The sequence below is a fragment of the Nitrosopumilaceae archaeon AB1(1) genome (genome assembly GCA_033471095.1).
In the GTDB taxonomy this organism is placed as follows: Archaea; Thermoproteota; Nitrososphaeria; order Nitrososphaerales; family Nitrosopumilaceae; genus Nitrosoabyssus; species Nitrosoabyssus spongiisocia.
Genome location: CP136752.1, coordinates 213,436 through 227,114 on the forward strand (window position 1 = coordinate 213,436; position 13,679 = coordinate 227,114).

A 13,679-nucleotide genomic window follows, 5' to 3' on the forward strand; every position below is an offset into this window, starting at 1 on the left:
ATTTGCAAGTTTCAAATTTAACATCTTTTTAAAAAGCAACTAGTTTGGAATAATGTATAGAGATTAAAGTAATATATAGTAGAGTACCATAATATACGGTAAGATGCCAAAAACCGGATTTAAATCAATCACCATATCAGAGGAAGCATACAAAAGATTTCATACCACTTATGACAGCAATAGAGCTGATTTAACAAAACGTGGTATCAATAGTTTTTCAGGCTACATCACATACATGATTGAGGATAGAATGCAGTCAGATGTGATTTTTGCAAAATATGCACCAATGTTAGAAGAAATTTCTGTATTAGATGATTGTATATTGATTAAAGATAACATGAAAAAAAGAGTTGCAGAGGTAGCCTTGCAAAATGGTAAACTATTTTGTCTGTTATGTGAAAACAAAAATTGTAGTCATGTTGGCTTTGCATTTGGACTTCCAACTGTATACAAAGCCTTGAGTGCAAAAGGTGTAAAGATAAACAATAAATTTTCCTAGAGTATTATTTTTATTTTAAATGGAGGAGGTGGGATTCGAACCCACGAACTCCTAGAGACGGGATCACCCATATATGATTTTAAGTCCCGCGTGTCCAAGAACTAACGTTCTCTTTGGCCAGGCTTGACTACTCCTCCAACATATTTTATATACTTTAAACAAGATTAAAACTTTGGTTTTTGGGAACTTGTTCAAAAGAATTAGAGTTATAAGGATTTTAATCGTCATAAAATCGTGCTTCGATAGCTCAGCCTGGTAGAGCGTTACCTTGGTAAGGTAAAGGTCGCGGGTCCGGATCCCGCTCGAAGCTTTAGATTTTCCCAATCTAGGCATTACATACCCAAAAGGACCAGAGTAGATTAGTATCATTCGTATAATATTCACATGTAGATCTTTATGGATATTTACAAATTATTAGATATTATACATGCGGCAACAAAAATTTAGGATCATAGGATCCTAGAAAACAAAAAAAGAAAAAAAAGGATATACTAATCCCATTTAGACCAAGCGGCCATCCATCTATACGTCCATGTAGTCAGCTTACAACCTAGAGCCATAAACGTACATGCAAGTACAGCTCCAGCTCCAGCACCAAGCGCCACAGGACTATTGTAGAATTTACCTACCTGCGGCTCAATCGGTGTCATGTAAGGTGGAAGTGTTGGTCGTGGATATTTGAATGCTGTTTCTAGCGGATCTGCAACTGTGATTAAATTTACCATGTTGAATAACGGCAAAGACATACCACAGAGTACACCTCCAAACAGAATCAATGAGTGTTTGTTTTTCTTTGTAGCCCAATATGCCAAATCAATTAACATCGCTGATGGTAACCATACAGGTGTAACAATAAAGTCATAGGGATAACCTAATGCAAACCATGCACCCTTGGCAACCCAAGTATACACAGTCATTATCAGAGCATAATACGTAGCAGTACCTGGAACTCCCGTAAATGTAAGATAGTAAGCAGCACCTACAGAAAGCATCAATGTTTGAGATATTGAAAATACAACAAATGATGTCCAAGCCCAATCAGTATAAAATATGTAATCCCCTGCATTAATTGTCAACAATGTAGAGTTTACAGCAACTACAATTATGAACAAATAGTGGGTACAACGTCTGAGCCAAACCATTACTATGTTGAAATAATCAAGACTATATAAAATTATAGTTCACACTAGGAATATTTAAAGTATTAATCTAATATATATCGAAAAATTCGACAATATCCTACGTTTATTATATATTCAAAGGTTATCAAATATTCATTAAATAATGAATAGAAAATTTATCATAGTCAGTAGCATATGTATAATGATAATAATCACAATAGCAATATTTTCGTTGAATATTATCAGTCCCAGCACATCAAATTCTCAGACGTTAGATGAGATTAGACAACAAGTAATGAGCATACACTCATCGCAGGACAGAGTGTTATCTGGCCCTACAGCGACAGGTCAAAATACACAACAAATACAGACATCATCTCCAACATTTCAAGCATCATCACCTAAAACATCTCAAGTAAAATCTACACCACAAAAAGGAATATTATCAAATTTGATAATAAAAGAACAAGATTCACAGATACCTCCAGAAACTCTAAACGCACTGATTAAATATCAAATAGTAATAGATAGACCAAATGATTTGCAATCTAAATTTGACCAAATTCAAACCAAAGAAATCAGAGAGAGATTACCAGGTCTAAACAATGTAGGTAATTGGCCAAATTCATACCTACAAGTTTGTCAAAATGTAACTACTATACAAGAATACTTGGCATTTTTAATTTTATTAGATCACGCAGAAAAAGAATTTATAAATTATTATGGTATGGATCTTACCACACTAGAAGGTTTTGAACGAGGAAAATTCATAGCAGAATTAGGAGGATTTAATCGAGAAGAAATAGTAAAATCATTACTAGAGGAGATTAATACAACATATGAAAAACTGGATTCGTGTACAAGTCAATTACAAGAAAAATACATTCGTTGATCTCTACAGACAAGTTATACACATTAAAATAAAATTAAAATAAAGAAAAAGATGGAAAAAATATACGTCTAGACGCCAACATAGATGGCTATCAAAACTGTAAGCACGGCTGTTGATGCAAGTACACCTGCAATCAAAACATTGCTGTTTTTGTTTGAACCTTCTTCTACGACTTTAACACAGAACAAGTATCCAATTGATTCTATTATCGTCAAAACGATGAATGCATAATGTCCACTAGGGGTAGGATATGCCCAAGGATAGTAAAAGTACCCTGCAGCAGTACCACCAAAAGTAGCCAACCATGCAGCGATGTATGATAGTGTAATAATGCCAGTCATGTTTTCAACACGTTTACCAATCATCTTTTCTACATCAGCGTTGCTAGAGCCACCGCTTGAACCGAAACCTTTTGGAAGAGTCATTTCAATTTATGATAAAATTGTCTTGTTTTAAACCTTTCTTACATGATATTATAGATAGGAGGTATGACTTACCTAGTCATAGGTATCGTAGATGTCACATATGATGATATAGTATAAAGACGACTCTGGATGACAAATATAACATTCAATTACGATATATGATAAATTTTAAGAATATTATTTATTAATAGTAAATATCATTCACCACATAGAAATTAATCACCGTCATAGAATGCAGAATATAATTTGTAAAGACAGTGAACCATTATTTGTATAAATTATATAATATAGAGTATGGGTTAGTGAAAAATATTAAAAAATGAAAAAAGATGAATCGGTTAGTCTAGATTACTTGCCAAGGTCTTGTCGCAAATGTGATTACATATCCAACGCCAATTATTATTGACTGATATGCAATGTTTGTGTAGGGTATTGGTTTGATGATATTTTCACCATCTACAATAACAGTTTGTCCTGGACCTAATCCGGGACCTACATTTGCAACATTGAGCTGTGTATGTACGTGATAAACACCAGCTTCAAGTGCTTTGGCAGTAATTTTATAATCAACAATACCATTACCTGGGAGATTAAATACATTTCCAGGAGGATCACGTGCTAGAATCTCCCAGCGATTACCTGCATTAGTCGATTCGGAGAAAATAGAATTCCATGCTCTCAAATCACGTTCCACAAGACTAACAAACTTTCCTTGTATAGTAAGTTGCTCACCTGTTTGGAGTGATTGTCGATTAAATGTTTCATCCTCAATTCTAACAAAACGACTTTGCAGTTGTGCTTGTACACCATGTGCATCTGCGGTAGGCAAAATAGATTCAACCCAATTGAATCCAACAGTACCTAGAGCAAGAATCACACTTAGTCCAATTACTAATATTCTTTTGTCGGTCATCATTACCACTAATTGTTCACAATACGATAGTCGTTATATACTTTTTGTTAGAATTGGATTTTACTATAAAAGACACACACACAAGTATCTAACAGAACTGTGTTAATTTACCTTACAAAGATCTCATTCATACTGTTACTTATTGATAATAAATTTTTTAAAATAAATGATTCATTTAAAGAATACAGACATAATTTGACATAAAACAGAGACGTCCAAGATACATAGCAAAGACTTTATGAAGAATAATCAGAGGGAAGGTATATGATTTGGCCAGGTATGGGAGATCCAGCAAAACGTCGAAAAACCCTAAAATTTCTTGCAACTACAACTGTAATTGCAATAGGGGTTGGTCTTGCAAGTAGTCTGATCCAAGGGGAATTGTCAAAGAACGATCCACTCAAAAGTTGTATTGATGGAATAGAAACACCATATAGATTATCAGCAAGTTTGTTGCTTTATGTAGATGGACAAAAAGCAGATATTCCAAGTGGTATTGGACAGGACGAGTGTAAAAGAGTAATGTTTACAGATTCTGCAGATGGAATAATTCATGTTGCATGGACGGAAAAATATGATTTTGAAATTGGACATTTCTTTTGGATATGGGATTTTCCAATTAGAGATATGGATCAATCAAAGTCACAAATTCTAGTCAACGGTGAAGTATCAGATAAATTTATCAATGCACCGTTTCAAGAAGGATTTGAATACACAGCAGAGTTTACCTCAAAAGCATATGATGAAGCAAAGGATAGAGACTTTCTACCACCTAGTTAAAATAACAAATAAAAATTTACAGAGATTATAATATTATAAAATAATAAAAAGAGATAATTGGAAAATATTACCAGTATTTTCCGTTGTCTGGGATTAAACCGATGCCTTCTCTTTCAAAGTGGCAATCTAATTCATCAACCCATTTCTCACGTGTGTCTTTGTAAGCCCAACCATGAACACGCAACCAATATGCGATCACAGCTAAAAGGAATACAGTAAACATGATAGTTCCAAAGATGTAAATCATTACATCATAAAATAGCGGATCATAACTTGGTCCTAGCTGACCAGTAACTGCTGACAGTACACTAAGTAGGACACCAAATATAGGAATCATTATTTTTTTGAGTAATACTTGATGNATATATACATTACTGTATAAAGCGAATGGTGGATTTATCGTTAAATTTTGATATATATGATAAAACAAAAGTTAAATACCCTTAGCTAAACAGTCTAATTGTAAACCTATGAAATCCATAATAATTGCTTCACTAATAGCGATAGTTCTCATAGTGGGAACCGTTACTCCAGTCTACGCTCAATATTTGGGCAATGTTGGCAGTGATGGCTCTACAGGTAAAGGAACTATCGAAGAATCTTTAGCACTAGCAAGACTCAAAGTACAAACAGCAGAAGACAATCCTGCAACTGGTTCTGGCACACCATATCTTTCAGCAGACGGTGTATTAGGAGCAACTGCAATATCCGCAGTGATATTCGGTGGTATAGCAGGTGCCTTTTTTGTCAAAGCACGTTCAGGCAAATACTACGCTCAAGGCCGTGGCTAAGAGCACAACCTTATTTTTATATATCAATCTAGTAATTTTTCAGGCTCTATTGCAAATTCGGGTGTTATTAATGGTTCTAATAATTTAATACTAAAAACATCATTACCGATCTAAATATATGAATTATTTAAAAATAATCGTGCCCGATGATTCTAAAATCCATATTTCTCATAAAAATATATGGAATGGTGTTAGATATAGTGCAAAATATGCAAAATCTTTAATGAATCATAGCGACATACTATGTGATAAATTTGAATATCAGTCAGCAATTTCATTAGCATGTTTATCCCATGAATAATCATCTAATGTGCACATTTATGTAATTCCAATTTTGAGAAAAAAGATATTACAAAAGATTACTGGATGAAACATTTTCTTAATCATCACAAGAAAGCAGGATACTTTACCAATTTTTTATTAAAACAGTAAACTTTATCTCGTGATAAATATGAGCAGGCAACTGAGGGATTGAAAGATACTGCTATAACCTACAATGAACAGGTGTCATCACAATATGAGTATATATTCAAGCAATTAAATGTCTATACTGACAATTTAACAAATTGAAATTATTATGTTTTTATCCTAATTGGGATAAGACCAATGAGCGATGAATTAATTTTAGGACATATCTGATAAAGTGCACCTTGCCGATTTTATTATAAATCACAGTAAAATGTTTCATTATTTGAGTATGTTTAATGTTGAATGACTTAGATTAGATCCAACGTTAGAATTAAATGGAAAATTATGTGGCAAACATGACAAAATCTATATGAATGATGATAAATGTAGTGAATGCAATATTGAGCAATTAGAGTCTGACTCTATTAACAAGGATATGAAGAAATGTCATAATGCAATGAAAGGTTTAATTGAAAATTTTGCCCCAAAAATTAGATGGTATCATAATCATGCAAACTTGCACTCTGTATCAAAGTATTCCACTTGTTATGACCCTTGACAGTTATCTTTGCTCTCTTAGATGGTCTCTTATTGTCAATATCACTATACTTTTTGGCATAATTGTAATACACTGTCACACCATTAATAATCAGACTATCTTCTCTTCAATCCTCTAAACACTTTCTTACGATCACGAATCTCACCATTTAGACGCTCCATCATATTTAATCATATTGTGTTTCTCTGCCAAATACTCTTCTTGACGATTTACCCTATGATGGTAATCCATCTGTGATAAAATACTTGGGTGTTTTATTCCCAGTAATCAATTTAGTCAGTTTCAACAAATAATCTGCATTGTGCTGAAATTTAGTATCGGCCATGTCTTTCAGCTAACTCAAAAACGAGTGTCATTATTCATAGATGCAAATAGATATTTTGACTTACCTGACACCTTTATTCATACTTTATCAGCACGAACCCAATTGCCAACACGTGGTATGATTTCATCTAGGTATCTAGTTAACATTACAGGGTATTTGGCAATCCATCGATTCATAGTAGAATGATTCACATCAGTATCAAACTCATAATGTGTTGAAATATCTCCAACTGACATACCTGAATAGTACATTTGTAATGCACCTGTAATTATTTTTGAATCAGATTGTTTACCCTCAAATTCAAAATTTGATGTAAAGCGTTTATTACAATATAAACATTTGAATCGTTGTATTTTTCCTTGTTTGTTGTTCCTCATACCATCTTTTTTGATATTACCTGAATTACAGTATTCACACAGATTCAGTCTAGTCTATTCCATTATTCTAAAATTATTATTCGCATATCCTCTATTTGTAATCACTATACATTTGACTAATTGTATATGCTTGCAATCTGCTCTTCGAATTGTGTGATTTTTACACACACAAGTCCTTGACCTGTTCTGCTTACATTGTATAGTTTGTTTGGATTTGTTTGAGATTTTATTTCAAATTTGTTGGTGTCCACTTGTGCAAAGTTGCCTACTGTTTGCATCATTACTTTTGCTTTTTGTTTACGTTGATTCATACTATGGATTAATAGTATATTATTATATGAATCTATGGTATTAACTAATTGTATAATAGACTTATAATATGAATCGTATTAGAGCCAGTATGCAAATATTGGAAAAGATACAGAATAAGAAAAAATACATCTATCTTTCTCATTATGATAAAGATACTCAAAGGGTAAAGAATGATTATTGTGGTCCTGCTAATGACACTACAATGATTAAGGCGTATAGTATGCAACTGAAGATACTCGTTGGTCAGAAAAAAGATGCTGAGAGACAAAAAGTAGAGATCAATGAGGAGATTAAACAGATACAAAAAAGGATTGTCAGATTGAAGAGTAGGAATTCTTAGTGAAAGATAGGAATAAGATAAAAACAAAATTAACATAATATGGCAAATGAATTGATTATGATAGGGTTTGGCAATTCATATTCGGTTTGATTGTATCAGGCATTGGCATCTCCAAAGGGAATAAAAATATAATTGCTCTAGGAGGTACACTATCTATTTCAAATATTCCCAGTATTAATGAATATGTTGGTCTTTATGACAAAAGTGTCGAATTATTAAACAAGATGAAAGAAGTACAGAAACTAAACAATGAATTGATACAGTTAGAATCTTACGCAAATGTCACAACCTTAGAACGTGATAAACTTTGAGACAGTTCAATAAGATATATGCTGAAATCACCACAGAGTATAATGAAGAGTATATAGTCTATTAAACACTCTTTTGACAAGATACTCTACAAATGATCAATGGGATCGTTATGATGAAATTTTACAGTATATGATCGTATTAGAAAATAATTATTTAAAAGATACCAATGCTCATAATGCTCATTTGAGTAATTATTTTGATGATCTTTTAACACAACGTTCAACATATAATAACAAATACGGTGATTTGGCAAATAAGATATCTGATATTATTGACAAGTAGTGAATAAAATGTATTTGAGATTCTTTTTTATACACTGGATAAAAACGGAGACAAAATAACATGGATGTTTTATTGATTGTATATCTCACGATTAATATTTTGATTGCGTATATCAATCAAGCAGATCTATCTTTTACACATTATCTTGGCAGATATGGATTTTATATTCTTCTAGCAGGATTATTAATTTATGGTTCATATATGTTGATTACAAGAAATAGTGATAAATCCAAGAAGAATCAAAAGAAATAAAATTAAAATAGAGATTATAGTATCGCTCCATGAATAGCACCCGAATTTGCAATAGAGCCTTTACTATGATTATTAACAATTAACTCATTGCCACTAGTACCAAGTTTATTTGGTGTGGATTTTACAGATATGTCACATAAATAGTCGGCAAATATCTCAGATTGAGTTTTTAAATTAATAGTATCAGATTCGTCATATTGCATATATCAAATATTTAATTTTTTTCCATCACATCATTGTGGTCAAAATTAGATTTGAGTGAAATGATTTTATGTAAAGAATTTAAGATACGAGTTTGACAGATTTAATTTTTTTATGTAGATAAACAAATGCCAATGTTGGTAGACCAACATAAATTAGCAAGTTGATAGCAATTACAAGTAATCCCAAAGCCAACACACTATTCTCCGAGTCATCTACCATCGTCATTATAGAGACACTAGAGAGTAGAGGATATAGAATAGTCTGAATTATTTCACGCAGTAGAGGGTTTTCACGCTCAGCATCTGCAATTACAGGTGAAAAGGTGTAATAGATTTGGTTGAATGATGTTATGAAGGATATTCCAGGTAGACTAGTCATTAAAGTTGTATCACGTATCTCTCTGAGCATTTGTACTTGTTGTGAAAGTCTCAGTTCCATATACTGCTGTTGCGATTAGACAACCACCTTCACCAGTAGTGGTAGTAGAGTCATCATTTATCATGGTTTTATCATCCTTTATGGTTTTATCATCCTTTATGGTTTTATCATCCTTTATGGTTTTATCATCCTTTATGGTTTTATCATCCTTTATGGTTTTATCATCCTTTATGGTTTTATTGTCCATCATAGTATCATCATCCATCATAGTATCATTATCCACTATGGTTTTATCGTCCATTATGGTTTTATCATCCTTTATGGTACCGGTAGATGCAACAGGTAGTGTAGAATCAAAAGTGATGGAACCGGTGGGTTGAGAAACATCTACTAATTTTTGTTCACTTGTAAAGAAAGTATTAGAGTATACACTAGCCTTTACAGATACAAAGCGTTCATCAGAAGACACTAGACCCAAATAGACGACTCTGTCAGAGTAGGGCTGTGTTAGGGAGAGTTGAGTTGCAATTACCCCTAGTTTGGAACTACTAATAGTAACAAAAGCACCATCAGATGATGGGCTAGCAATAATTTCAACTAGTTTTTTATCATCAGCTACTTCCCAAGATACTTTGTGAATAATAGCCTCTGCAATTATTGGGGCTTGACCACCAGTGAATATACGACCTGCGCCGCCTCCTGAGCTACTGCCACCACCACTACTAGTAAATGGAATAGGTGCAGGTACTTGAGTACTAGTGGTACTGGTGGAAGATATTAGAGCATAGGTGGATAGGTGAGTGGTGTGAATTGTTACATGAGTGTTGTCATCTACAAAACATTCGTTTGTGGAAGTAGTGGTTAAAAGAGTATTAATTTCTGCGATATTACTAGTACCACAGGATGATATCTGGGTTGGTGTAGAGCCAATAGTATTTACATAATATATATTATAATTATTTCCACCTTGATTTTCAAATACAATAGACGCAACTGTATCACCTAGGTTGAGATCAATTGTTACATCTCCCAAAGTTATAGCTGTAACCGTTACATGACTAGTAGTAGTCTGACCTACAGTTGTAGAGGGTACAGTAATAGTAGCAGTACGTGGTGCAAGGAATTGCGAATCCCAAGTACCATCATGAGTAATAATAGTACTAGTAGGTATCATGACTGTAATGACATTAGTAGATACAAGTTTGGCACTTAATCCTGCAGTGATATTAGTAGTGTTGGAAGTAGAGGCGACATAATTGATAGTAACATTTTGATGTTCAGGTGTGAGAATTAATGGTGCGTCCACATGAATAGTGGCAGGAGATAATACCTGATCGTCTGATGAAATGATGTTTTGGACACTGAATGATGAGTTATTAGTAAGTATACCATTATTTGCAGCATCTACAATAGAATTTGCGTTAATAGCCACTTGAGGACCATCAACTGACCCGATAAAAACGTTAAATATAGATTCGGTGGCTGTGCTGTTAAAAGTTAGAACCAGAGTAGGATTGTTTGTATAATTAATATTAGAAGGGAAAACGAATCCTATAAGCAATTGTGATGGATTAGTTATACTTACATTTTCACTAAATGTAATGGATAGGGTGTGTGTTTGAGCATCATATACTGGAGTACCAACGACTGTTGGGGGAGTAGTGTCAGATGAACCAGTAATTATTACAATTCTATTAACTTGGATGGCATTATTGCCTGATGAATCAACAGAGTGGTATGTGATGGTGTAATTGCCTACAGTATTTGTATCTACAGTGTCACCACGAATAACGATAGGAGAGCCATCATCAGTAGTGGCGTTTTGCTCATTATATGTAGCGCCAACAAATAGTGTTATGGTACTATTGCCATTCAGTGTGATTACTGGGGGAGTAGTGTCACTAACAATTACAAGCCTATTCACTTGGGTGGCATTATTTCCTGCTGAATCAACAGAGTCATAGGTGACGGTATAATTTCCCACGAGAGATGAATTTACAGTGTCACCACCAATTGTTACTGGAGAGCCATCATCAGTAGTGGCGTTTTGCTCAGAGTAGGATGAGTCAAGTTCTACATAAACAGTAGCATTACCATTTAGTGTGATTACTGGGGGAGTATTATCTGGTGTATCAGAAATTATTACAGTTCTAACAACTTGGGTGGCATTATTTCCTGCTGAATCAACAGAGTTGTATGTGATGGTGTAATTGCCTTCAGTATTTGTATCTACAGTGTCACCACCAATTGTTACTGGAGAGTCATCATCAGTAGTGGCGTTTTGCTCATTATATGTAGCGCCAACAAATAGTGTTATGGTACTATTGCCATTCAGTGTGATTACTGGGGGAGTAGTGTCACTAACAATTACAAGCCTATTCACTTGGGTGGCATTATTTCCTGCTGAATCAACAGAGTCATAGGTGACGGTATAATTTCCCACGAGAGATGAATTTACAGTGTCACCACCAATTGTTACTGGAGAGCCATCATCAGTAGTGGCGTTTTGCTCAGAGTAGGATGAGTCAAGTTCTACATAAACAGTAGCATTACCATTTAGTGTGATTACTGGGGGAGTATTATCTGGTGTATCAGAAATTATTACAGTTCTAACAACTTGGGTGGCATTATTTCCTGCTGAATCAACAGAGTTGTATGTGATGGTGTAATTGCCTTCAGTATTTGTATCTACAGTGTCACCACCAATTGTTACTGGAGAGTCATCATCAGTAGTGGCGTTTTGCTCATTATATGTAGCGCCAACAAATAGTGTTATGGTACTATTGCCATTCAGTGTGATTACTGGGGGAGTAGTGTCACGAACAATTACAAGCCTATTCACTTGGGTGGCATTATTTCCTGCTGAATCAACAGAGTTATAGGTGACGGTATAATTTCCCACTAGAGATGAATTTACAGTGTCACCACCAATTATTACTAGAGAATCATCATCAGTAGTGGCGTTTTGCTCAGAGTAGGATGAGTCAAGTTCTACATAAACGGTATCATTACCATTCAGTGTGATTACTGGGGGAGTATTATCTGGTGTATCAGAAATTATTACAGTTCTAACAACTTGGGTGGCATTATTTCCTGCTGAATCAACAGAGTTGTATGTGATGGTGTAATTGCCTTCAGTATTTGCATCTACAGCGTCACCACCAATTGTTACTGGAGAGTCATCATCAGTAGTGGCGTTTTGCTCATTATATGTAGCGCCAACAAATAGTGTTATGGTACTATTGCCATTCAGTGTGATTACTGGGGGAGTAGTGTCACTAACAATTACAAGCCTATTCACTTGGGTGGCATTATTTCCTGCTGAATCAACAGAGTCATAGGTGACGGTATAATTTCCCACGAGAGATGAATTTACAGTGTCACCACCAATTGTTACTGGAGAGTTATCATCAGTAGTGGCGTTTTGCTCAGAGTAGGATGAGTCAAGTTCTACATAAACAGTAGCATTACCAATTAGTGTGATTACTGGGGGAGTATCATCTGGTGCATCAGAAATTATTACAGTTCTAACAACTTGGGTGGCATTATTGCCTGATGGATCAGCAGAGTTGTATGTGATGGTGTAATTGCCTTCAGTATTTGCATCTACAGTGTCACCACCAATTGTTACTGGAGAGTCATCATCAGTAGTGGCGTTTTGTTCATTATATGCATCGCCAACAAATAGTGTTATGGTACTATTGCCATTCAGTGTGATTACTGGGGGAGTAGTGTCACGAACAACTATAGTTCTATTAACTTGGGTGGCATTATTGCCTGATGAATCAACAGAGTGGTATGTGATGGTGTAATTGCCTATAGTATTTGTATCTACAGTATCACCACGAATAATGATAGGAGAGTCATCATCAGTAGTGGCGTTTTGCTCAGAGTAGGATTAGCCAAGTTCTACATAAACGACATCATTACCATTCAGTGTGATTACTGGGGGAATAGTATCTGGTACAGAAATTATTACAGTTCTAACAACTTGGGTGGCATTATTGCCTGATGGATCAGCAGAGTTGTATGTGATGGTGTAATTGCCTTCAGTATTTGCATCTACAGTGTCACCACCAATTGTTACTGGAGAGTCATCATCAGTAGTGGCGTTTTGCTCATTATATGTAGCGCCAACAAATAGTGTTATGGTACTATTGCCATTCAGTGTGATTACTGGGGGAGTAGTGTCACGAACAACTATAGTTCTATTCACTTGGGTGGCATTATTTCCTGCTGAATCAACAGAGTCATAGGTGACGGTATAATTTCCCACTAGAGATGAATTTACAGTGTCACCACCAATTGTTACTGGAGAGTTGTCATTAGTCGTGGCGTTTTGCTCAGAGTAGGATTAGCCAAGTTCTACATAAACGACATTATTACCATTCAGTGTGATTACTGGGGGAGTAGTGTCACGAACAATTACAGTTCTATTAACTTGGGTGGCATTATTGCCTGATGAATCAGTAGAGTGGTATGTGACGGTGTAATTGTCTACAGTATTTG

The 13,679-nt window shown here is 34.7% G+C and carries 20 protein-coding genes, 2 tRNA genes and 1 pseudogene; 11 read left to right on the top strand and 12 right to left on the bottom strand.

The window, feature by feature from the left end:
- Positions 1–103: 103 nt before the first annotated feature.
- Entirely contained in the window at positions 104–499 is a 396-nt protein-coding gene (locus tag R1F52_01315; GenBank protein WOV93305.1) for a hypothetical protein, read from the top strand.
- 20 nt (positions 500–519) lie between these two features.
- Here R1F52_01315 and R1F52_01320 read toward each other — a convergent pair.
- Positions 520–636, bottom strand: a tRNA-Leu gene (locus R1F52_01320).
- Positions 637–735: 99 nt separating this feature from the next.
- On the opposite strand from R1F52_01320, the gene R1F52_01325 reads away from it, so the two are divergent.
- Positions 736–809, top strand: a tRNA-Thr gene (locus R1F52_01325).
- A 181-nt stretch (positions 810–990) separates the two neighbouring features.
- Here R1F52_01325 and R1F52_01330 read toward each other — a convergent pair.
- Positions 991–1,641: an ammonia monooxygenase gene (locus tag R1F52_01330; GenBank protein ID WOV93306.1), complete on the bottom strand. Its 651-nt coding sequence runs from the start codon at positions 1,639–1,641 to the stop codon at positions 991–993.
- A gap of 142 nt (positions 1,642–1,783) precedes the next feature.
- On the opposite strand from R1F52_01330, the gene R1F52_01335 reads away from it, so the two are divergent.
- Positions 1,784–2,512 carry a hypothetical protein gene (locus R1F52_01335; protein ID WOV93307.1) on the top strand — a complete coding sequence of 243 codons (729 nt, stop codon included), beginning with the start codon at positions 1,784–1,786 and terminating at the stop codon, positions 2,510–2,512.
- Between the two features lie 68 nt (positions 2,513–2,580).
- Here the strand turns inward: R1F52_01335 and R1F52_01340 are convergent, their stop codons facing one another.
- The gene (locus R1F52_01340; GenBank protein WOV93308.1) at positions 2,581–2,937 is read right to left on the bottom strand and encodes a hypothetical protein; all 357 of its coding nucleotides are present in this window, start codon (positions 2,935–2,937) and stop codon (positions 2,581–2,583) included.
- A gap of 343 nt (positions 2,938–3,280) precedes the next feature.
- The gene (locus R1F52_01345) at positions 3,281–3,853 is read right to left on the bottom strand and encodes a methane monooxygenase/ammonia monooxygenase subunit B (protein WOV93309.1); all 573 of its coding nucleotides are present in this window, start codon (positions 3,851–3,853) and stop codon (positions 3,281–3,283) included.
- Positions 3,854–4,114: 261 nt separating this feature from the next.
- Here R1F52_01345 and R1F52_01350 point away from each other — a divergent pair, with 261 nt between their 5' ends.
- Positions 4,115–4,630 carry a hypothetical protein gene (locus tag R1F52_01350; protein ID WOV93310.1) on the top strand — a complete coding sequence of 172 codons (516 nt, stop codon included), beginning with the start codon at positions 4,115–4,117 and terminating at the stop codon, positions 4,628–4,630.
- Between the two features lie 67 nt (positions 4,631–4,697).
- Here R1F52_01350 and R1F52_01355 read toward each other — a convergent pair whose 3' ends face one another.
- Complete coding sequence (locus R1F52_01355) at positions 4,698–4,967, bottom strand: hypothetical protein (protein ID WOV93311.1); 270 nt, start codon at positions 4,965–4,967, stop codon at positions 4,698–4,700.
- A 133-nt stretch (positions 4,968–5,100) separates the two neighbouring features.
- Between R1F52_01355 and R1F52_01360 the strand changes: the two genes are divergently transcribed.
- Entirely contained in the window at positions 5,101–5,421 is a 321-nt protein-coding gene (locus tag R1F52_01360; protein ID WOV93312.1) for a hypothetical protein, read from the top strand.
- Between the two features lie 778 nt (positions 5,422–6,199).
- Entirely contained in the window at positions 6,200–6,388 is a 189-nt protein-coding gene (locus tag R1F52_01365; protein WOV93313.1) for a hypothetical protein, read from the top strand.
- A gap of 402 nt (positions 6,389–6,790) precedes the next feature.
- Here R1F52_01365 and R1F52_01370 read toward each other — a convergent pair whose 3' ends face one another.
- Together R1F52_01370 and R1F52_01375 are read right to left on the bottom strand one after the other, a co-directional pair.
- Positions 6,791–7,090, bottom strand: coding sequence for a hypothetical protein (locus R1F52_01370; protein WOV93314.1), 300 nt, complete (start codon positions 7,088–7,090; stop codon positions 6,791–6,793).
- Between the two features lie 116 nt (positions 7,091–7,206).
- Entirely contained in the window at positions 7,207–7,401 is a 195-nt protein-coding gene (locus R1F52_01375; protein WOV93315.1) for a hypothetical protein, read from the bottom strand.
- An 89-nt stretch (positions 7,402–7,490) separates the two neighbouring features.
- Here R1F52_01375 and R1F52_01380 point away from each other — a divergent pair, with 89 nt between their 5' ends.
- The 4 genes from R1F52_01380 to R1F52_01395 all read left to right on the top strand — a co-directional run bounded on the left by R1F52_01380 (position 7,491) and on the right by R1F52_01395 (position 8,588).
- The gene (locus R1F52_01380) at positions 7,491–7,742 is read left to right on the top strand and encodes a hypothetical protein (GenBank protein WOV93316.1); all 252 of its coding nucleotides are present in this window, start codon (positions 7,491–7,493) and stop codon (positions 7,740–7,742) included.
- Positions 7,743–7,828: 86 nt separating this feature from the next.
- Positions 7,829–8,053, top strand: a complete 225-nt coding sequence (locus R1F52_01385) for a hypothetical protein (GenBank protein ID WOV93317.1) — start codon at positions 7,829–7,831, stop codon at positions 8,051–8,053.
- Positions 8,054–8,126: 73 nt separating this feature from the next.
- Positions 8,127–8,336: a hypothetical protein gene (locus R1F52_01390; protein ID WOV93318.1), complete on the top strand. Its 210-nt coding sequence runs from the start codon at positions 8,127–8,129 to the stop codon at positions 8,334–8,336.
- A gap of 60 nt (positions 8,337–8,396) precedes the next feature.
- The gene (locus R1F52_01395) at positions 8,397–8,588 is read left to right on the top strand and encodes a hypothetical protein (protein ID WOV93319.1); all 192 of its coding nucleotides are present in this window, start codon (positions 8,397–8,399) and stop codon (positions 8,586–8,588) included.
- A gap of 14 nt (positions 8,589–8,602) precedes the next feature.
- Here the strand turns inward: R1F52_01395 and R1F52_01400 are convergent, their stop codons facing one another.
- The 3 genes from R1F52_01400 to R1F52_01410 form a co-directional block, all read right to left on the bottom strand.
- Positions 8,603–8,791 carry a hypothetical protein gene (locus R1F52_01400; protein ID WOV93320.1) on the bottom strand — a complete coding sequence of 63 codons (189 nt, stop codon included), beginning with the start codon at positions 8,789–8,791 and terminating at the stop codon, positions 8,603–8,605.
- A 79-nt stretch (positions 8,792–8,870) separates the two neighbouring features.
- Positions 8,871–9,230, bottom strand: a complete 360-nt coding sequence (locus R1F52_01405; protein ID WOV93321.1) for a CFI-box-CTERM domain-containing protein — start codon at positions 9,228–9,230, stop codon at positions 8,871–8,873.
- Positions 9,181–12,690 (bottom strand): DUF5011 domain-containing protein, encoded by a 3,510-nt coding sequence (locus R1F52_01410; GenBank protein WOV93914.1) that lies wholly within the window; start codon positions 12,688–12,690, stop codon positions 9,181–9,183. The genes R1F52_01405 and R1F52_01410 overlap by 50 nt, the downstream gene beginning before the upstream one ends.
- Positions 12,691–12,757: 67 nt before the next feature.
- On the opposite strand from R1F52_01410, the gene R1F52_01415 reads away from it, so the two are divergent.
- The gene (locus tag R1F52_01415; GenBank protein ID WOV93322.1) at positions 12,758–12,982 is read left to right on the top strand and encodes a hypothetical protein; all 225 of its coding nucleotides are present in this window, start codon (positions 12,758–12,760) and stop codon (positions 12,980–12,982) included.
- Between the two features lie 86 nt (positions 12,983–13,068).
- On the opposite strand, the gene R1F52_01420 is transcribed toward R1F52_01415, so the two are convergent.
- Both R1F52_01420 and R1F52_01425 read right to left on the bottom strand, forming a co-directional pair.
- Positions 13,069–13,386, bottom strand: a complete 318-nt coding sequence (locus tag R1F52_01420; protein WOV93915.1) for a DUF5011 domain-containing protein — start codon at positions 13,384–13,386, stop codon at positions 13,069–13,071.
- Positions 13,378–13,500, bottom strand: a pseudogene (locus R1F52_01425) (DUF5011 domain-containing protein). Before R1F52_01425 ends, R1F52_01420 begins: the two are co-directional and overlap by 9 nt.
- Positions 13,501–13,679 lie beyond the last annotated feature (179 nt).